This is a genomic window from Protofrankia sp. CiP1_Cm_nod1 (assembly GCF_920888515.1).
Lineage (GTDB): Bacteria > Actinomycetota > Actinomycetes > Frankiales > Frankiaceae > Protofrankia.
Genome location: NZ_CAKKTM010000150.1, coordinates 12,775 through 32,241, shown reverse-complemented (window position 1 = coordinate 32,241; position 19,467 = coordinate 12,775). Strand labels below are relative to the sequence as shown.

14 protein-coding genes and 1 pseudogene are annotated in these 19,467 nt (G+C 69.7%); 3 read left to right on the top strand and 12 right to left on the bottom strand.

What is annotated here, in order from left to right; translation table 11 throughout:
- Window positions 1–66: 66 nt before the first annotated feature.
- On the top strand, window positions 67–915 hold the full coding sequence (locus NBX02_RS07515; RefSeq protein WP_250282886.1) for an SDR family oxidoreductase: 849 nt from the start codon (window positions 67–69) through the stop codon (window positions 913–915).
- A 113-nt stretch (window positions 916–1,028) separates the two neighbouring features.
- Here the strand turns inward: NBX02_RS07515 and NBX02_RS07510 are convergent, their stop codons facing one another.
- The gene (locus NBX02_RS07510; RefSeq protein WP_445548310.1) at window positions 1,029–3,044 is read right to left on the bottom strand and encodes an amino acid transporter; all 2,016 of its coding nucleotides are present in this window, start codon (window positions 3,042–3,044) and stop codon (window positions 1,029–1,031) included.
- Between the two features lie 741 nt (window positions 3,045–3,785).
- Window positions 3,786–4,007, bottom strand: coding sequence for a hypothetical protein (locus NBX02_RS07505; RefSeq protein ID WP_250282883.1), 222 nt, complete (start codon window positions 4,005–4,007; stop codon window positions 3,786–3,788).
- Window positions 4,008–5,121: 1,114 nt separating this feature from the next.
- Between NBX02_RS07505 and NBX02_RS07500 the strand changes: the two genes are divergently transcribed.
- A complete protein-coding gene (locus NBX02_RS07500) occupies window positions 5,122–5,898 on the top strand; it encodes an FCD domain-containing protein (RefSeq protein ID WP_250282881.1) in 777 nt (258 codons plus the stop codon).
- A gap of 359 nt (window positions 5,899–6,257) precedes the next feature.
- Here NBX02_RS07500 and NBX02_RS07495 read toward each other — a convergent pair whose 3' ends face one another.
- The 6 genes from NBX02_RS07495 to NBX02_RS07470 form a co-directional block, all read right to left on the bottom strand.
- Window positions 6,258–7,304, bottom strand: a complete 1,047-nt coding sequence (locus tag NBX02_RS07495; RefSeq protein WP_250282879.1) for an ABC transporter permease — start codon at window positions 7,302–7,304, stop codon at window positions 6,258–6,260.
- Window positions 7,301–8,884, bottom strand: coding sequence for a sugar ABC transporter ATP-binding protein (locus NBX02_RS07490; protein WP_250282877.1), 1,584 nt, complete (start codon window positions 8,882–8,884; stop codon window positions 7,301–7,303). Before NBX02_RS07490 ends, NBX02_RS07495 begins: the two co-directional genes overlap by 4 nt.
- Complete coding sequence (locus NBX02_RS07485) at window positions 8,881–10,017, bottom strand: sugar ABC transporter substrate-binding protein (RefSeq protein ID WP_250290588.1); 1,137 nt, start codon at window positions 10,015–10,017, stop codon at window positions 8,881–8,883. The genes NBX02_RS07490 and NBX02_RS07485 overlap by 4 nt, the downstream gene beginning before the upstream one ends.
- Window positions 10,018–11,536: 1,519 nt before the next feature.
- The gene (locus tag NBX02_RS07480) at window positions 11,537–11,878 is read right to left on the bottom strand and encodes a carboxymuconolactone decarboxylase family protein (protein WP_250282872.1); all 342 of its coding nucleotides are present in this window, start codon (window positions 11,876–11,878) and stop codon (window positions 11,537–11,539) included.
- Window positions 11,879–12,309: 431 nt separating this feature from the next.
- The gene (locus NBX02_RS07475; RefSeq protein ID WP_250290587.1) at window positions 12,310–13,194 is read right to left on the bottom strand and encodes an alpha/beta fold hydrolase; all 885 of its coding nucleotides are present in this window, start codon (window positions 13,192–13,194) and stop codon (window positions 12,310–12,312) included.
- Between the two features lie 309 nt (window positions 13,195–13,503).
- On the bottom strand, window positions 13,504–13,869 hold the full coding sequence (locus NBX02_RS07470; protein ID WP_250282869.1) for a nuclear transport factor 2 family protein: 366 nt from the start codon (window positions 13,867–13,869) through the stop codon (window positions 13,504–13,506).
- A gap of 121 nt (window positions 13,870–13,990) precedes the next feature.
- Between NBX02_RS07470 and NBX02_RS07465 the strand changes: the two are divergent.
- Window positions 13,991–14,173, top strand: a pseudogene (locus NBX02_RS07465) (LysR family transcriptional regulator); the annotation flags it as partial.
- Between the two features lie 311 nt (window positions 14,174–14,484).
- On the opposite strand, the gene NBX02_RS07460 reads toward NBX02_RS07465, so the two are convergent.
- From NBX02_RS07460 to NBX02_RS07445, 4 genes are all read right to left on the bottom strand, one after another.
- A complete protein-coding gene (locus NBX02_RS07460; RefSeq protein ID WP_250282868.1) occupies window positions 14,485–15,942 on the bottom strand; it encodes a N,N-dimethylformamidase beta subunit family domain-containing protein in 1,458 nt (485 codons plus the stop codon).
- A 334-nt stretch (window positions 15,943–16,276) separates the two neighbouring features.
- A complete protein-coding gene (locus NBX02_RS07455) occupies window positions 16,277–17,161 on the bottom strand; it encodes a COG4705 family protein (protein ID WP_250282866.1) in 885 nt (294 codons plus the stop codon).
- A gap of 2 nt (window positions 17,162–17,163) precedes the next feature.
- On the bottom strand, window positions 17,164–18,627 hold the full coding sequence (locus tag NBX02_RS07450; RefSeq protein ID WP_250282864.1) for an ATP-binding protein: 1,464 nt from the start codon (window positions 18,625–18,627) through the stop codon (window positions 17,164–17,166).
- Window positions 18,628–18,636: 9 nt separating this feature from the next.
- Entirely contained in the window at window positions 18,637–19,326 is a 690-nt protein-coding gene (locus NBX02_RS07445) for a response regulator transcription factor (RefSeq protein ID WP_250282897.1), read from the bottom strand.
- Window positions 19,327–19,467 lie beyond the last annotated feature (141 nt).

The following is a 19,467-nucleotide window of genomic DNA, read 5'->3' as shown; positions in this document are numbered from 1 at the left end:
CCTCGAACCGACGACAGGCTCGTTCGGGCGCGGGTCCGCGCCCGAGGCATCCAGAAGGGACCGCCGATGACCACATCCCCGGGGACCGTCGTGGTCACCGGAGCGTCGACAGGGATCGGCGCGGCGACCGTGCGTCACCTGATCGGCCAGGGCAGACAGGTGATCGCGGGCGTACGCCGGGAGGAGGACGCGACCGCGCTGAAGACCGAGCTCGGCGAGCGGGTCGTGCCCGTCCAGCTCGATGTCACCGATCCGGAGGCGGTGGCGGCGGCGGCTGTCACCATCCGCGGTACCGTCGGGGCCGAAGGCCTTGCCGGCCTGGTCAACAACGCGGGTATCGCGGTCGCCGCGCCGGTGGAGTTCCTTCCGCCGGCGGAGCTGCGCCGCCAGCTCGATGTCAACGTCGTCGGCCAGGTCGCCGTCACCCAGGCGGTGCTCCCCCTGCTGCGGGACGGGCACGGCCGGATCGTCAACGTGGGCTCGATCGGCGACCGGGTCGTCTCCCCGCTGCTCGGCGCCTACACCGCGTCGAAGTTCGCGCTGGCCGCGCTCACCAGCACGCTGCGCATCGAGCTCGCCCCCTGGGGAATCGACGTCGTCCTCATCGAGCCCGGAGCGGTCACCACACCGATCTGGCGGTCGGCGGCGGCATCCGCCGACCGGCTGTTCGCGACGCTGCCCCCGGCCGTCGACACGCTGTACGGCAGGCAGATCGCCGCCGCCCGCGCGGGCGCGAAGCGCAACGAGGCCGCCGGGATCCCCCCGGCGGAGGTCGCGAAGGTGATCGTGCACGCGCTGACCACCCAGCGGCCCCGTACCCGCTATCTCGTCGGCAGGGACGCCCACATCGCCGCCGCCGTCGCCCGGCTGCCACCGCGGGTGCGCGACCGCATCGTCCTGCGCCGGACGCAGTGACCACGATCAGCCGTACCGGCTGCCCCTGAGCGTCACCGGCCGACCGCGACCGCCCGGCTGCGCGACCGCCCGGCCGGCCCTGCCAGCCGGGCGTGGTCCGGCTGCCCCGGGCGTCAGCCGACGTGGACGAAGGGCCGCCGGGCTGGTTCGGGCTCGGCTTCACGCAGCACCTCGCGGGTGACAGGCGCGACCTCGCCGACCCCGATGAAGAGGAACCGCAACAGGTTGAGCAGCGGATTTCCCTCGCCCCACTCGAAATAGACGTGCGGCCGCTCACCGGTGAAGTCACGCAGGTACAGCAGCAGTGCCGCGATCGCGTTCGGCACCGAGGTGCTCGTCAGCTTCAGGATCCGGTAGCCGTGACGCTCCTCGCCCCGGACGTCCAGCTCGCTTTCGAACTCGGACGCGTCCGACACCGTCACCTCGACGAAGAGCAGCGGATCCCCGTCGGGGATATGCAGGTCGTGACGTTCCTGCTGTTCCTTGTCGGAGTACTCGGCGGCGTCGCGCAGGTCCGGTTCATTGGCGATCAGCCGCAGCTCACCGGCGCGGGCGGCCTCGGTGACGAACCGTGTCGCGGTGTCGTCCAGGCGGACGTCCGTGACACGCAGCTCGAACGCGCGTATCCCGCGCGACGCGAACGACACGACAATGATCGCCATAATGAAGAACGAACCGATGATCAGGCCGTCCGGCCGTTCGATGATATTCGCGATGGTGGTGTAGACGAAGACGGTCGAGATGGTCGCGAACCCGGCGGTGTACACGCGCCGACGCCGTTTCGCCGAAGCCAGCGTCACCGCCAGCGACGCCGACGTGATGAGGACGAGCACACCGGTCGCGTAGGCGCCGGCCTGTTTGTCGACACTGGCCCGGAACAGCACCGTGACGACGAACGCGACCACGGTGAACACCAGGACCAGCGGGCGGACCGCACGCGCCCAGTGCGGGGCCATACCGTAACGCGGCAGATAACGGGGCACCAGATTGAGCAGCCCCGCCAGCGCGGACGCCCCGGCGAACCACAGGATCGCGATGGTGCTGATGTCGTAGCAGGTCCCGAAGACGGTGCCCAGCAGTTCGTGGGCGAGATAGGCCAGGGCGCGGCCGTTGGCGGCACCACCCGTCTCGAATTCCGCCTTCGGGATGAGCAGGGTTGTCACCATGCTGCTGGCCAGCAGAAAAACGCTCATAATCAACGCCGCTGTGGTGAGCAGATGCCGGGTTCCCCGGATCCGCCCGGTGGGACGCTCCTCGGTGTCGGACGCGTCCCCGCGGATGAGCGGCATCACCGCCACCCCGGTCTCGAAACCGGAAAGGCCCAGCGCGAGCTTGGGGAACACTATGAGCGCCACCCCGATCATCACCAGGGGGTTCGGGTGCTCGGCCACCATCAGTGCGCGCCAGTCGTCGACGACGTGCGGGGTGCGCAGCACCTGGGCCACACCGGCCAGCACGACGACGAGGTTCAGCGCCAGATAGATCATGACCAGGGCGACCGCGATACCGAGGGCCTCGGTGAAGCCCTTGAGGAACACCGCGGCGAGCAGGGCGAGCAGCACCAGCGTGACCAGCAGGTTGTGGCCGTGCAGGAAGTGCGGGGCGTACGGGTTCTCGATGAGGTGCGCGGTGGCGTCGGCAGCCGACAGGGTGATCGTGATGAGAAAGTCGGTGGCGGCGAAGCCCAGCAGGACCAGGACGAGCAGCTTCCCCGACCACCACGGCAGCAGGTGTTCCAGCATCGCGATGGATCCCTCGCCGTGGGGGCTTGCCGACGCCACCTTGCGGTAGACGGGCAGGGCCCCGAAGAGGGTGAGCAGCACGAGGATCAGGGTCGCGACCGGGCTGAGGCTGCCGGCGGCGAGAGCGGCGATGCCGGGCTGGTAGCCAAGGGTGGAGAAGTAGTCCACTCCCGTGAGACACATCACACGCCACCACGAGTGCCGTCGATGCTCGACCGACGGCTGGGTGTGCGGCCCCGCGTGCCGCCGCGACCGCTCGGCCAGGCCCTGGAGCAGCCAGGTACGTAGACGCTGGTCGTGCTGGTTTCTCCGGAGAGGCTCTGTGACGGTCACTGCCAGTGCCTTCCATCGGATACGGAGTCGCGTCGAGGGTAAGGGTTCGTTCATAACCACATCCCGTAGTCGCCAGGCGGCCTACCGGTCGACCGTGCGTCACCCCGAAGGGCGATGTTCGACCTGTTGGCGATGTTCGGCCTGTTGAGGAAGCGCGACACAACGCGGCCAAACGAGCCGGAGTCTACGGCGCGGCCACGCCACACGCAGAGGTGTCCGGATCATTGGCCACGAGGGCATCCGGCTGCATTCATCATCCGTCCGCCCGGTGCCTGATCGTGTTGTTCGGCACATGATCCCGCGGCCGTGACCATCAACACGTAACCCTCGTCACAAGAGCATCGGCAAACGTGGCGGACCGGCCCGGCCGCGGTCACCGGCGGGCCGCGCGGCAGAGCGGAAGATTCCCGACGACGAAAATATTCGTGACACTACCGGAGATAGCGGAAATTTTTCGCTGATCCATTTGCTCCACCCTCGCTCCGCGACGGACGAGGGGCCTCGGGAGAGCCGAGGGACATCAGGAGAACGGCGCGGGACGCGCGGCCGGCAGCCGGCGGCACACCGTCCCGCCCGGGTGGCCGCCGGGACGGCGTGGATGAGCACGGCATACGGCCGGGCACGGCTTTCACGAAGAGGGTGACAGGGATTACGGGCTGACGAGGCGGCCGACATGGCGCGGCCGGGCACGGGCATTGCCCCCTGAGACGGTCCGGGGCACAACGGCCGTGCGGGATTACCTCCGGCCGGCGGGCCACCCGGCCGGCCGCCTGGATTCGTAGCCCCGGGCCCGGCCTACTTGGCCGGGACGTTCAGCGCGGCGAGCGCCGAAGCCCAGCGAAAATACTTCAGACTGGCCAGATCGGCCACTGTTTTGATGTTGAATGCCTCTCGCAGCAGCTCGCCGTCACGGTCGGAAACCCCTTTCAGAGCCGACACCGGGGCGGCCAGGATCTCCGGCAGCTCCCTGTCCGCCCACGCCTTGTCCAGCACTTTGTCGAGATCGATGGCAGCCATGATTTCCTCGTTTCCTCCTGGCGTCCGACGGTCCCGCCATCCGGCCGGCGGCCCCGGTGCCCACAAGTATGATGCCGCACCCGGAAACGCACCAGCGGCACCCACTTCCCGGACGCCCGCCGGGTGGTGGATTTTTCGGGCCATACGCCTGCACCGATGAAATCCGGAAAGTCACCAGAAACGTGCCGAATACCCTGGGTAATAGGGTTCGTGGGCCGACCCGCCGGCCGCGGTCCCGTTACAGCGGGCCGGCCGGGGAATTCGCCGCGGCAGCCGTTGCCCGCCCCGTCCGCCTGCTCCCCCTCTCTCGTCCGCCTATTTCCCCCGTCTGCCTATTTCTCCCGTCCGCCGTCGGCCGGGCCGGCGTCTTCCGGTTCCCGCAGTGCCGCTTCCGGTTCCCGCAGTGCCGCGCGCTCACCGGGAGGTTGACCACCACGTCCTTCCGGACGAGCCGGAAACCGTCGAGAAGGTACACATTCATCATGATCATTACCGCCGATCGTGACCGCACTGCGTCCCACCGTTGGATGATCATCCTAAAAGGCTTTTCGTCGCGCAACGACGGTCTGTCCGCCAGCTGTCCGTCGGACATCTCGAACGTCCTGCGGACATTCCGGACAGATGTTCCGCGGCCACCCCGGCGGCCGTCCCGATGAATCTCCCGGCAGACGTCCCCACGGACGCCGGCCGACGGCACGGACGCGGCGGACAGGACAGACGGAGCGGACGGGACAGACGGAGGGGACAGACGGAGGGGACGGGACAGACGGAGCGGGCGGAGCGGTTCACGGTGCGGCCAGCCCGGTCGGGCGCAGGGGGCGGGCCCACGCGTGACCGTGGCCGGGAAGCGACCAGCCGTGAGGATGCCACGGGAATCATGCGCGGGACGCGAACGCCCCGCCACGATCGCGGCCCGGTCTCCCGGCGGAATGCCCGTGGCCCACCAGCGGGCCCGCCCAACGCGGACGGAACGGTTCACACATCAGATACGGCACTTCATTCCCGCTCCGTGGACGCGCGCAACCTTCCCCGACATCGGATATCATGTATATAATTCTGGCCTTTACATCGTCCTACTCGAACGGCACATCGCCACCTCCGAGGAGAGGTTCCCGTGGCCAGACGACGACCCGGTTCGGTTGCTCGCAAATCGCGCGCCGAGCAGGTAGCCGCTGACATCGAGGGCGAGATCCTCGAGACGCGGCTGCCGATCGGCGCGCACCTCGGTCGGCGCGTCGAGTTCATGGAACGGTTCGGCATCAGTCCGACAGTCATGAACGAGACCCTGCGGATCCTGCGCAACCGGGGCCTGGTGGGCGTACGCCCGGGCACCGGCGGCGGCATCTTCGTCGCCAGCCTGCCCCCACAGGTCCGGCTGGGAGCGATGGACCTGTGGTTCCACGACTCCGGTACCCATCCCCTCCAGCTGTTCGAGGCCCGGATGCACCTCGAGGCCGGCCTGGCCGCCGTCGCCTTCGACCGCGCGACCGCCGGTGACGTCGACGCGATCCAGGACGCCTATGACCACATGGCCTCGGCCCGGGACGCGCGCGGCTACGTCGAGGGCGCCATGAGCATGCACCGCGCGCTGGTCACCGCCGCGCGGATCCCGGTGCTGGACGGCATGCACCAGAGCGTGGTTGCCCTGCTCGAGGCGACGCTGAGCCGGGCGACGTTCGTCGACGGCCACGAACCGATGCTCCGGCACAGCCTGAACGTGCACTCCGACATCATCGAGGCGATCCGCACCCGTAATCGCTTCGCGTTCGACAGGGCGATGAAACTCCACAACGACGACCTGATTCGAACTGACGATCCGCACCCGTCCCCGAATATCAGAAAAATCTCCTCCGCCGGCACGCGCGCCCCAGTGGCCGAGCTGACCGGATGATGACTGGGCAACGCCATTGCCCGTTGCTCGCGGCGGGCACCGGGTCCGGCTGACGGCGCGGGGACCGGGCATTCATCACGGTTTTGTTCCCGGTCCGGCCGGTGATACCTCACCTGACGCGCCCCGCACCGCGCCGGGGGCCACCAGAGCCGCCGGCCGCGCGACGATGTTCGTCATCGCGCGGCCTTCGACCGTCACGACTGCTGACCGTCACAGGTTCCGCCCGTCACAACCGCCCGGCGGTCCCGGCACCAGGCGGTCCCGGCACCAGGCGGTCCCGGCACCAGGCGGCCCCGGCACCAGGCGGCCATGGCATCTGGCCGCCCCCACGACCGCCTGGCCGTTGCGGCGCCTGAGCGTCAGGACCTGACCGGCTGTCTGACGTCCGCAGCCTCGGCGGGCTGTTCGGCCGGTGTGTCGTCGGCGGCTGCCGCCCGCTCACGGCGCCGGCCCTTCGTCCCCTGCCGCCAGACGGCGAAGGACACCGCGGCGAGCAGAGCGACACCGTTGAACATGTCGTTGAGCCACTGGACCCCGGTGACGAACTGCAGGCCCTGCACGCCGGTGGCGAGCACGTAGACGGCCAGCAGCGTGCCCCAGACGTTGAACCGGCCGGGCCGCAGCTGCGTCGAGCCGAGGAAGACCGCGGCGAACGCCGGCAGCAGCAGCGCCTGGCCGAAGGTCAGGGACGGCCCGGACAGGGACGCATAGAAGATCCCGGCGGCCCCGGCAATGGTGGAGGACGCTATCAGCGACAGCCACGTCCAGCGGCCCACGCTGATCCCGGTCAGCCGCGCGGCTTCCGAACTGCCCCCGATGGCGTACAGGTAGCGGCCCACCGGCGTGTGGTCGAGCAGCCACCAGACGATGAACGCGAGCACGAGCATGTAGAGGACGATGATCTGGAAACCGAGCACGGTGTGCTGGGTGAAACCGGTCCACGCCGAACTGACCGGCGGGAACGGCTGGGTTCCTCCCGAAATGATCGTCTGAACGGCGGCGACGACGGTCGCCATGCCGAGCGTGGTGACGAAGGAGTTGACCTTCAGTTTGACGACGATGAACCCAGACAGCGTCCCGATCGCGGCCGACGTGACGACCGCCACGAGAATCGCCGGGCCCATGCCCACGTGGTGCACGGTCTGCAGGTCGACCACGAGCACCGTCGACAGGTTGGTCACCGCGCCGATCGACAGGTCGTACACGCCGGCGGTGAGCGGGATGAGCAGGCCGAGGGCCAGCATCGCCGACACCGCCTGAGCGGCGGCCACCGAGTGCAACGTGGCACTGGTCAGGAAGAGGTCCGGTTTCCAGATCCCGAACACGATGATGAACGTCGCCCACAGGTAGAGCCCGCTGTAGTTCTGCAGACCGAAGCTGAACCTGCGCCTGTCTGTCGCGCTCATGAAATCCCCCCATCGTTCGCTCCGAGGCCCGCCCCGAGGTCTGCGCCGAGGCACGCGTGTGAAATTGCCGCCGCCGTGACGGCGCTGCCGGCCAGGGAGGCCGCGATCCGCCCTTCGCGCAGGACCAGCACCCGGTGGCACAACGCCGCGAGCTCGTCGGTGTCCGACGAGCTGACGACGACGCCGGCGCCGGCTCTCGCGGCCTCCAGGATCTCCAGGTGCAGGTCGGCCTTGGCGCCGATGTCCACGCCCTGCGTCGGCTCGTCCAGCAGGAACACCTTCGGCGTACGGCGTAGCCACTTCGCGAACAGGACCTTCTGCTGGTTGCCGCCGCTGAGGGAGGACAGCGGCGCCTCGGCCGCCGCCGGCCTGACGCTCAGACGCTCGATCCAGCCCGTCACCTCGCTCTTCTCCTGGCGCCGCGACAGCCGCAGGCGACGCCAGAACGGCGCGAGGTCACTGATCGTCATGTTCTCCCGCACGCCCAGGTCGAGGAAGCCGCCCTGTGTCTTGCGGTCCGGGGGGAGGAACGCGACGCCGGCCCTCATCGCCAGATCAGGCCGTGACGGCGGCAGGGCCGTCTGCCCGACGCGGACCGTGCCGGCCTGTCTGGGATGGGCCCCGAACAGGACCGACAGCAGGCTCTCCCGTCCGGAGCCGGTGATCCCGGCGACCCCGACGACGTCACCCGCCCGTATCTCCAGCGAGATCCGGTCGATCGGGCCGGCCGAGACCGCGTCGGCGACCAGCAGCGGCTCGTCGTGCTCCACCGGCAGTTCGGCCGACACCCGGTGGACGTCCTCGAACTCCGTGCCGACGAGCAGGGAGATCAGCTCCGCCCGGCTCACCGAGGCGACCGGGACCCGGGCCACCCGGTGGCCGTCGCGGAGCACGGTGATCGTCGTGGCCACCTGGAAGACCTCTTCCAGCCGGTGCGTCACGTAGAGAACCCCGACTCCGCGGTTCGCCACCGTGCGCACCATCGCCAGCAGATGCTGCACCTCCGCGTCGGGCAGAGTGGCGGTGGGCTCGTCGAGCACCAGCAGCGACACCGGCGGCGCGGACGCGTCCTCCCGGAGCGCGCGGGCCACCGCGACACCCGTGCGCTCGGCGGGCGAGAGCGTCCCGACCAGAAGATCCGGGTCGAGATCCAGCCCGACGCGGGCGAGGTCCCGGCGCGCTGTACGCCGCAGCTCCCCGTCCCGGACGGTGCCCCACTTCAGCGGGAACCCGGCGACCAGCGCGAGGTTGTCGGCGATCGAACGGGAGTCGATCAGGCCCAGGTCCTGGTGGACGAACCGGCAGCCGAGGGCGTACGCGGAGTCCGGTGAGCCCGGCTCCAGGGCACGGCCGGCAACGAGGACCTCACCGCCCGGATCGGGCCGGTGGTACCCCGCCAGGATCTTGATGATCGTGGACTTGCCCGAACCGTTCTCGCCCAGCAGCGCGTGGACCTCGCCGGCGGCCACGTCGATGTCGACGCCGGACAGGGCCGGATTGCCGAAGAACGTCTTGGAGACGCCGCGGACCGCGAGCGCAGACGGCTCGCGATCCGCGACGGACTCAGGCCGAGCACTCACCGAAGCTTCCACAGGGCCTTGAACTGGTCCGCGTAGTCCGTCGGCTGGTCATAGCTGTCGCTCGGCTCGACCAGGCTGTCCTTTGTCAGCAGCCCGACCGAGGAGAGTCCTTCGTTCTCGGGGATCGACAGGCCCTGGGCGTGACGGATCGCCGCGTCGACGACGAGCCAGCCGGCGTAGCGGCCGCCGGTACCGGTGACCGCCGCGAACTGCCCGGTCTTCAGTCCTTCCTCCTGTGCCCTGGAGCCACAGCAGCCCGCGATCTTGACCTTGCCGCTCAGGCCGGCGGCGCTCAGCGCGGCGGGCAGCGGCTGCACGAACGCCGAGTTCGAGACGACGACGTACTTGATGGCAGGATCCTTGCGCAGCGCCGAGACGATGGTGCTGTTGATCGCACCGTTGCCCACGTCCGGAATACCAACCTTGATCTTGGTCACTTCACATCCGGGGCAGTCCTTGGCGATGGCCGCCTCGAAACCGGTCGACACCGCCCCGAGGTACGGATAGTCGGGGATGCTCACCGACAGCACCTTCCCCTTGGCGCCCGAATCCGCGATGAGCCAGGCCGACAGGAGCTGGCCCTGCAGAGCCGCGTAGTCAGAGTTCGCGACATTGGCAATGACCGTCGAGCTGATTTCCGCCGGCCCGACGAACACCGGAATGATCGGGACACCGGCCTGCTGGTACTGCGGGACGCTTCCCGACCAGAGGGCGTACGGCGCGGCAACGATGGACACGGCGACGGGGTTGTAGCGCAACGCCTGCGTGAGGCCGGCGGTCAGCGTGGACGGGTTCGTCGACTGGAAGGGGATGCTCCTGAACTGCCAGCCCGCGGCCTCCGCGGCGGCCTGCACGCCGGTACCCACCACCTGGCACTGCGGCTGCTCGCACTGCAGGTACACCAGGGTCTTGCCCGGCTCCGGCGTGGAGTTCAGCGGCGCGGTGATGGAGATCTTCGTCGGCGGCGTGAGGTAGGGCTTGATGAAGGCGTTGGCCCTCTCGACCTCGCCGCCCGCGGCCACCGGCGAGGAGCCGCCGGACGGTGCGGGGTTCTCGTCCGAGGACGAGCTGCCGCAGGCGGTGGCAGCCGTGGCCAGCGCGACGCAGGCGACCAGCAGGACACGTAAACGCATACGGCCGGCGGACCAGCGGGATCTGCCGGTGGGTTCTCCAATACTCACGCTATGAGTCGTCGGCATTTCTGCGGCTCACCTTTCTGGTGGTCGACGACGCCGGCGACAGGCCCCCGGCGTCGTCTTCGGATGAGTGCCGGTATCTCACTACGGCACGGTTCGATAACGGCACGGATCGCTATGACATACAGATCGCCACGGCTCTGTAGCGAGCTGTCGGTGAATAACCGGGCTGCCCGGACGCACGGCTGGACGTACGGCCGGTGATCAGTCGATGTTCGGGATTTCGCGTCCTGCCCGCCGGAAGCGGGTGGTCACCCGCGGACGGCCGCGGTGAGAACGCCGGTCACGCATGCGGTTCGCTGTGGCGGACGGTCCGCGGCCGCCGGCCCGGGCCTCGCGACCACGGCCGTCCCGTCGCCGGGCGTGATCGTGCCCCACCGTGACCGCGTCCTGTCACGTACCGGCTCAAAGCCGGGGACGGACAGCACGGCAAGGGCGACGCCACGCATCCGACCAGACCGGGACCGGGTCGGGATCCGTCGAGTCCAGCAGCGTGTGGACGGGCACTGCTTGCGCATCGGCCATCCAGCACATCAGGCACCTCCTCCCCCCAGGGGCACCGCGGCGCGATGGGCGAGCCATCGATGACGCCAGGACCACGGCCGTCGGCATGCGCCGACCTGGCCGTGGCGAGTCCGACAACACGATCGGGTGACAACCGCTTCTCCACGTTCTGGTGCCGGCTGGCAGCCGATGTACAGGTCAGACCCGATGTGTGACCTTCGTTACGTCCGGAAGACTAGGCATAATGCATACACAATGCAAGGGGTATTTACGGGCGATCAACGATCATCGACCAGCCGGGCGCACGCCGAGGGAATACTCGACACAGCGCACCCATAAAATTACTCAAAGCCATCTGACGACTCGCCCCACCAGGCCATCGACGACGAAACCCGATTCTCTCGCTACTTTTTGATACCAACAGCTCGCCAGCCCCGACTACTCTCCGAAACCAGCCGCCCCTCAGCGCGGACTGCTCTCCAGTGCCGGTTACTCTCCACGCCGACGGCTTCCTGACACCGACGGCCGCCCCCACAACCCACGACCGGCACGGCCGCCACCCCGGGACCGTCCCGAACCCGGGACCGTCCCGGACAGGCGGGCGCCCCGCTCACCCGCCCGGCGGAGGCTCGGCCACGCTGCCCCGGAGCGGCCGCGACGGACTCCGGGCGGGGCGGCCTCCCGCCTCACCAGCCACCCCCCGCGCCAGGGGCCTGACTGAACGCGCAGACCGCCCCACCGCAGGGAAAAAACCGCTGCCATAACGACGGAAACCACCTACGGCCGCGGTCGATACCCGTCGGCCGTAGGTGGAAACCGCTGCTGTGGCGACGAAAGCCACCTACATGTTGCGTCGTTCGCATGTTGCGTCGTTCGGGACCGCTAGCCATCAGGGAGATCCGCCGCCGGCATCGGGGGCCGTAGCCGACTGACGGGACAGCCCTCAGTCCCCTCAGTTCGCCGGAAGAGCCTCCTCGAATCCCAACGCGCGCAGCACGCTGCCAGCCGCCGACACGACCCTGGCGCTCCCGACGATCGGCGCGATGGCGGTGCACACACCCTGGGCGTCGGCGGCGGTCAGCCCGGCGTCCCGGGCAACGGCGAGGTTCATCAGATAGGAGACGGGCGCCGAGTCCATGGCGATGAGCGCGGCCAGCCGGACAAGGTGGTAGGTACGTTCGTCGAGACCGGACCTCTCCAAAGTGTCCAGATGCATCTGAACGAGCTCTTCAAGCACCGGGGAATCGCCTTTCGCGATCGCGCCGAGGGTCCGCTCAGGGGCCTGCGTCGCCATTTGTCGCTCCCTCTGGATTATTAGCGCCTCAATGACATCAATACCCAGACGTCCCTACCCCGCGAGCGACCCGTAAAACACGGCGACCCGAACCGGCAAAATCATCATTTTTACCGGATGACACGGAAACGACATACATTCCCGGCTCGGGACGGCCCGGCTACGGAATCATCCCTGCCAGGGCAGCGGAACACCGAGGGCATGCGGCCGGGCGGGCCGGCAGGTCCGTGTCGGGCCGCATCAGGTGCACCACCTGCCGCCGGCAGCGGCCCGTGCCCCGCGTCAGATCTCGCCTGTCACTCCGCCAGGGCTGGTCTGGGCTGGGCTGGTCTGGTCTGGTCTGGTCTGGTCAGCGTCGGCTCGGGCAGCGCGGGCGCGACGGCCCGCCGGGACGAGCCTGATCCACTCCGTGGCCTGGCGGAGGCCGGCGCTCATGACTCGGCCAGGAAGCCGGAGAGCGCGGCGGCGAGCGCGGCCGGCTGATGCTCCTGGATGTTGTGGCCCGCCTCGATCTCGACGATCTCGGCCCGTGGGACGCGGGAGCGGAACTCGCCGACCGTCTCCGGTGTGAGGAACCCGTGCGTGCCGTGGACCAGGAGCACCGGGACGGCTGTGGCCTCCAGCGCCGGCCACAGGTCGCGGAAGTCGACGTTCAGCCGCGCGTCGGGAGGAGGGCTGGCGAGGTGGTGCTTGAACACGACCGTGCCGTCGTCACGCACCCGGGTGTTGAGCACGACGCCTCTGGCGAGCGCCCGCCGCGAGAACCCGATCCCGGCGGCGAGGGCCTTCTCCACGATCTCCTCGCGGGAGCCGAACACCTGCGGCCCGGCGAGGAAGTCCCTCACCTGGGTGGCGTCCTCGGCGCGCAGACCAGGACTGACATCCACGATGACCAGGCGTTCGACCAGATCCGGACGCGACTCGGCCAGGGCGATCGCGGTGACGCCTCCCAGCGACTGGCCGACAACGGTCTGCCGTGCCCCCGGCGCGACGGCGTCGAGGACGGCGGCCACGGCCCGCGCGTTCGGACGCGGGGCATAGTCGAAGTCGTCGCGCCATGCCGAGTCGCCATGGCCCGGCAGGTCCACCGCGAGGGCCGGCCGGCCGAGCGCCAGGAGCGTCGCATCCCAGGTGTGGGCGTTCAGGCCGCCGCCGTGCAGCAGCGTGAGGTCCGGAGCGTCACCCCAGAGCAGCGCGCTGACCGCACCGGCCGCGGTCGTGGCGCCAACCCGGCGTACCGCTGGCAGGCCGGCCGGGGCGCCTACCTCCGCCGCGTCCTCGGCGAGGAAGGCGAACTCGTCACGATCGTCGCTCACCATCGTCCTTCCGTCACCGCATGTTTCACCGACACGTACCTCACCCGGTCGGAAACCAGCACCAGTAACTCATCTCGCCGCGGTAACGACAACCAGTTTCCCAACGCCCCGTTTGTCGGCCGGTGGGCTCTTCCAGGCCCAGCGCGGCCCGCGGGGGAAGCGGGAACGGTCAAGCCGGCCGCCCGGGCGCCGGCCCAGCGGATACGGGCCGGCCTGACAGAAACCCCGCGACACAACTCGCGGTGACGCGACGGCGGGCCGAGCCCGGCTCCGACGGTGAGCCGCCCGCAACGAACATGTTCTTCCGCGCTATGGAGCCGGTGTGACGAACTCGGGCTGGTCGAGCAGACGGAGCCAGCTGCCGTCGGGCTGCCTGCGGGCCACCTGGGCGCGGGCGCCCGCGCCGTCCCTGGCCAGGGTGGATGTGAGCGCGATGTCGCCAGTTATGAGGGTCGGCAGCGGCGGCTCCAGCTCGAAGCGGGGCACGTTGACCAGGATCTTCTCCCACAGGTCCTGGATGGCGGCTCGGCCGACCGTCCGGCTGCCGGGCGGGTAGGCCATGACCGCATTCTCCTCGTAGAGAGCCGCAATGCCCGCGGCGTCCCCTTCGTTGGCGCGCTCCACAAAAAGACGCGTAAGGTCTTCCGGCTTCTGCGCCTTCTCTTTGGCGGACATAAGCGGTTCCCTTCGATGCGAGTGCGGATCAATGCGAGATCGGAAGTGCTCACTTTCAGTGAACACGAACCAGCGCCAGCAGTCCAACATCTGTTACTGCTCGGAGCTGGCATCTCCGGATATGCAACTCGGGCAGCTGGAGTACTTCGTCGCGGTCGCCGAGGAGGCGAACTTCACCCGGGCGGCCGAGCGGGTGTACATCAGCCAATCCGGAGTCAGCGCCCAGATCCGACAGCTCGAACACGAGCTCGGAGCCGTTCTCCTCGACAGGTCCGGCCGGCGGTGCACGGTGACCACCGCCGGAGCCCAGCCCGTCGGCGAGCCGACCGTTTCTGGAAGATCATGAAGCCAGTTCCGAAGCCCGCCGCCAGGCCGGCGTTGTTGACCACGATGTCCAGCCGGCCAGTGTCGGTGGCCGCCTGGCCGAAGCCCCGGCGTCCGCCCGGCCCGAGGCCTCCAACGAGATCAAACGCGCCCTCGTCGGATACCTCCTGACACCACCCTGACCGGCCGGACAGTTCGGCGCGCTCCCCGCCGACGCCGGTATCACCGCCCGTATCGACCAACACCCGTCAGACAGGCCCCTGACGCTCGTTGCCCGTGTGCGGGCCGGGCCTAACGCTCGTTGCCCGTGTGCGGGCCGGGCGAGCCGGCGTCGTCAGCCGGCACGGAACGTCCGCCCGGGTGCAACCGCCCGGCCGGGCCCTGCGCGAACGTCGTCAACAACGTGGTTGTGACGGTGGTCGCGAAGTCCCGCACCGCCGGGCCGGTCGCCCCGGGGCCGCACACGTCGGTCACCGCGCACACCCACGCGCTGGTCCCCGAGTCGAACACCCCCGCGCCCGAGTCGGCCGTGTAGTAGCTGATGTCGGCGTGGTCGGGCCGGCCGTGGCAGACGACCGGGGAATGAGCGAGCACCTCGATCCGCGATGGTGTCGGATATGAAAAGTCGACCCGGTCGTACTCGGACCCGACCATTCCCGGTATCCGGGTACCGGCGGTCACCCCCGTGCCGGCGAACAACCAGTGCGCGGGATTCTGGACGACCAGGTCTGCGTGCACCGGATTGCACTGGTACATACCGCCGGTGAGCGCGCTCTCCGGAGCGGCCGCCGGTGGGGCGGGCCAGTTCGCGGTCACGGCGGGGTCGTTCACACCGTAGAGCGGATCCTCGGTGGCGACCTTGTAGGCGGTCTCCAGCCGGTCGGGCCCGGTAGCGGTCGGCCCGAGCCGGATACGGCGATACACCGCGTTCGCCCCCAGAAAGGCGAGGTTCACCCCGCGGTCGCGGGCCCGTGTCAACGCGTCCCGCATCGCGGGCGAGTAGTACTCGTCGTGCCCCATGGAGATGACCGCGTGCGCGCCGTCCAACAGCCGCGGATCGGCATGCAGGTCGATGTCGGTGGCATACGCGACGGGCAGGCCGAGCTTTTCCGCGAGAATGATGACGGGGGCCTCGTTGCCGGTGAAGTCCGCCGCGCCGTCACCGTAGTCGTACGGCCGGTCGAACGAGACGACCCGGGCCCGGTCGTCAAAGCCCTTCGGGCCGTGATAGAGGCTGTAGCCGCCCCAGGCGTTGTACGCCTGCCAGGTGGTGACCGCGCTCAGCATCACCAGCCGCCCGGCGGTCGTCGGGCTGCGGACCGTCAACGGAACATACGTCTGGAACCCGTCGGCGTCGTCCAGCCGGATCAGATAGGCGCCGGGCGGCCAGCCGCCCGTGTCGAACGTGGTGGTCGGCTGCCAGGAGGTGGTGACCGTGTTGGTCTTCGGGTCACGGGAGGCGGCAGCCTGCACCCGGCCGGGGAAAGGCCCGGCCTCGGCCACCAGACGGCAGGTCCGGCCGCCGTACCAGCCGATCCGGAACACCGAGGCCCTGAACGAGGCGGCGGTCGTGGAGGCGAACAGGCGGACGCCGTCCCCGGGCCGGACGCTGGCGCGGTCGAGCCAGCCCTCCACCGCGTGGTTGTAGCCGAGCCGGGCAAGACCGCAGTCGCTGCCGGGCCTGGCGTTCTCGGCGTGGACGTCGAGCCCGCCAGCGGCCGGGCCCGCCGCCGACAGCGGTCCACCCACTGGGCCGGCGGCGGTACTCGCGGCACGGCCCGGCGCCCGCCGGCCGCCCGCGGCGGGTGCGCCACTGCCGCACCCGCCGAGAAAGACGACGTAAACGAGCGCTGCCGTCAGCGCGACCGGGATGGATGCCGGTCGCCTCGGCCACCCCGCCGGCCCACGGCAGGAAACCGGACGAGCTGGTGTGCCGGCCCTCCGTGTCAACGTCACCTCGCCAGTGTCACGCCGGCTTTCGTGGCTGTCGCCCGGAACCTGCCCAGCGGGCCGAGGGCCGCCCTGCCGGAGGCCGTCCTGTCCAGGACCCGTCGTCGGCCACCCGTGATGGCGGGTCCAGCCGTCAGGGGACATTCGCCACGACGGTGCTGGAGCTGGATCCGACGACGTTGCGTCGTTCCTGGACGTGGGCGTGGGCCATGAGGCCGAACAGGACCGCGAGCAGGACTGCCGACGACCCGGGAGTCCCGAGGTCGAGGCCGCCCTTGGCGAGCGGCTTGGTGAGGAAGTCACCGGCGGTGGCGCCGAGGGGGCGGGTAAGCACGAAGGCAAGCCAGAACAGCGTCACGTTCGATACCGCGGACGCAGGTCTGAGGGCGAGCAGCAGACCGAGCAGCCCGACGATGAGCAGGACGCTGTCGGCATAACCGAGCCCTGAACTGTCGGACAGGAAGTCTCCCATGGAGGTCCCGAGAGTGTTCGAGACAAGGATGGCCGACCAGAACAGGACCTCTCCCCGGAAGGTGTCGATGTCGCGAATTGAAAACGTCAGTCCGGTGATCTTCCACACTATGAAGATGGCGACCAGCAACGAGACCAGGATCGCCGCGCCGACGGGGTATCCCAGCCCCAGGCCCTGCGGCCCCCAACCCAGCGAACTGGCCCCTTTGGCCAGGTACTTCGTGCTGGCGTCACGGTTCATGAAGTCGGACATCGTGGTGCCGGCCGTACTGGTGGAAAGAATGACCGTCCAGTAGAAGAACGGATTGTAACGCCTGGACCTGAGCTGCACGACAAGGGTGATTACGAAGATCAGAAAAAGTACTGTCGTCGTCAGGAAGTACCCGAGCCCGAGGGTCTGCGCGAACAGGTCACCCGCGGTCTCCCCGAGGGTCGTCGCGGCAATCTTCATGACCCAGAAGGCCAGGGTGATCTCCGGTAGCTTCTTCATCACCTGCCGGCCGCCACCGGCGACATCGACTTCGGTGAAGATTTCCGGTTTTGCCATTGTTATCCCTGTCTGTCTGACAGCTCGGAACACGGGGGCGTCGGACGTCCGTCGCTCGAGGTTTCGTCCCAGCCGGCCAGGGGCCGATCGATGGCAAGGACGAGGGTGACGAGCGCGCCGCCGTCCGGGTGGTTGGCCGCGGTGGCCCGTCCGCCGTGGGCCGCCGCGATCGCGGCGACGATGGCGAGCCCGAGACCAGCGCCGCCCTCGCCGCGCGTCCGGGCGGCGTCGGCACGGCTGAACCGGTCGAAGGCGCGGGGCAGGAAGACAGGTGGAAACCCCGGGCCGTGGTCACGGACCCGGAGCAGGACAGCGGCCGGACCGGTCCCGGTGACGGTCTCCTCTGGTGACAGCGTGGCGCTGACCTCGATCTCGGTCTCGGGAGGCGCGTGCCGGACGGCGTTACCGAGCAGGTTGTCGACGGCCTGGCGCACCCGGTCGGGGTCCACGTCCGCCAGCAACGGCCTTTCGACCGTGAGCCGCAGACGTGCTCCCTTCATGCGCGCCGCGGGTGTGGCCGCGCGGACGGCGTGGCGGAGCAGGTCCGCCACGCAGACCCGCTCCCGGTGGACGAGCTGGCCGGGATCGGTGTCGAAGCGGGCGAGAGCGAGCAGCGCCTCGGCCAGCCGGATGAGGCGATCGGTCTCGCCCGCCGCGCCGGACACCGCCTCGGTGAGCTCGCCCATGCTCCGTCCGGGCCGTAACGCGAGCTCCAGCTCGGCTTTCAGGATCGTCAGGGGGGTGCGTAACTCGTGGCCCGCGTCGGCGACGAAGGCGCGGTCCCGGGCGCGTGCGGCGTGCAGCCGGTCCAGCAGGTCGTTCATGGTGTCGGCGAGCGCGGCGATCTCGTCCCGGGTCGGCGGGACCTCGAGGCGTCCGCCCGTGTCGGCGACCCCCATCGCGGCGGCCTGGCGGCGCATCCGTTCCACCGGCCGCAACGCCGCCCCGGACAGGAGCCGCGCGGCGAGCGCGGACACCGCGACCATCGGCACGCTCGCGAGGACCATCACGTTGCGGACCCGGTCCTCGGCGGCATCGATGATCCTCGTCGGGGAGCCGACCAGGAGCACCACCCGCCGGCCAGGGGTGAGCGTCAGTGGTTCGGCGCGTACCCGTGTACTCTCCTCGCCGACACGCACGGTGACCAGCACCGGCCCGGACCGGGCCGACGCGAGGACGTCCCCGCCGACCAGCGGCCGTGTCCCGGCCGGTGGGGACGCCGCGAGCACCCGGCCATCGGCACCGATCAGCTGGCCGAGCGGGCCGGCGGAGGCCAGCGTCGCGTCCAGCGGCACGTCGGCTCCGGTCAGCCGCGCCCGCAGCCCTTCCGAGCGGGCGGCCAGCCCGGCGTCCAGGGAGGTCCGGAGACTGGAGCGGAGCTGTAGGTAGAACAGCACCCCCACGCCAGCGAGCACGAACACCGTCCCGAGCGCGAACACGGCCGCGAGCCGGACCCGCAGGGGCATGTCGACGCCTCAGCCCGGCCGTTGGCCGGTGCCGGCCCGCAGCCGGTAGCCGACCCCGCGCACCGTCTCCACCTGGGACACCCCGAACGGCTTGTCGATCTTGCGACGCAGGTAGGCGACGTACTGGTCGACCACGTTGGAGGTGGCGTCAGAGGCGAAGTCCCACACGTGCTCCATGATCGTGGTCCGGGTCAGGACATCGCCCGGGTGACGCATCAGGTACTCCAGCAGCGCGAACTCCTTCGGTGAGAGATCCAGCGGCGCCTCGTCCCGGCTCGCCGTCCGCGTGGCCGGATCCAGCCGCAGACCGCCGACCTCCAGGACGGCCGGCCGTGCCACCGCCCCGCGCCGCATCAGCGCCCGCAACCGGGCGAACAGCTCCCCGAAACTGAACGGTTTCGGCAGGTAGTCGTCCGCGCCGATGTTCAGGCCGCGAATCCGGTCGGCGACCTCGCCGCGGGCGGTCAGCATCAGCACCGGCGCCCAGCGGCCGGCCGCCCGCAGGCGCCGGCACACCTCGAACCCGTCGATCCCCGGCAGCATCAGATCCAGGACGATCACGTCGTAGGCCACCTCGCAGGCCTGCCACACCGCGTCGACACCGTCCGAGACGACGTCGACGGCGAACCCCTCCTCCACGAGGCCCCGGCGCAGCAGCGCGGCGGTCCGCGTCTCGTCCTCCACCACCAGCACCCGCATGACCGCACGATAGGCGCCCCACCATGTGGAGACGATGTGAGCCGAACGTCGCCGGCCCAACACGGGACCGAACTCCGAGGCCGGTGACCAGCGGCTTCCCTCTCCGAGCATCGCCAAGCTGGCGATGCCCACTCCCGCGGC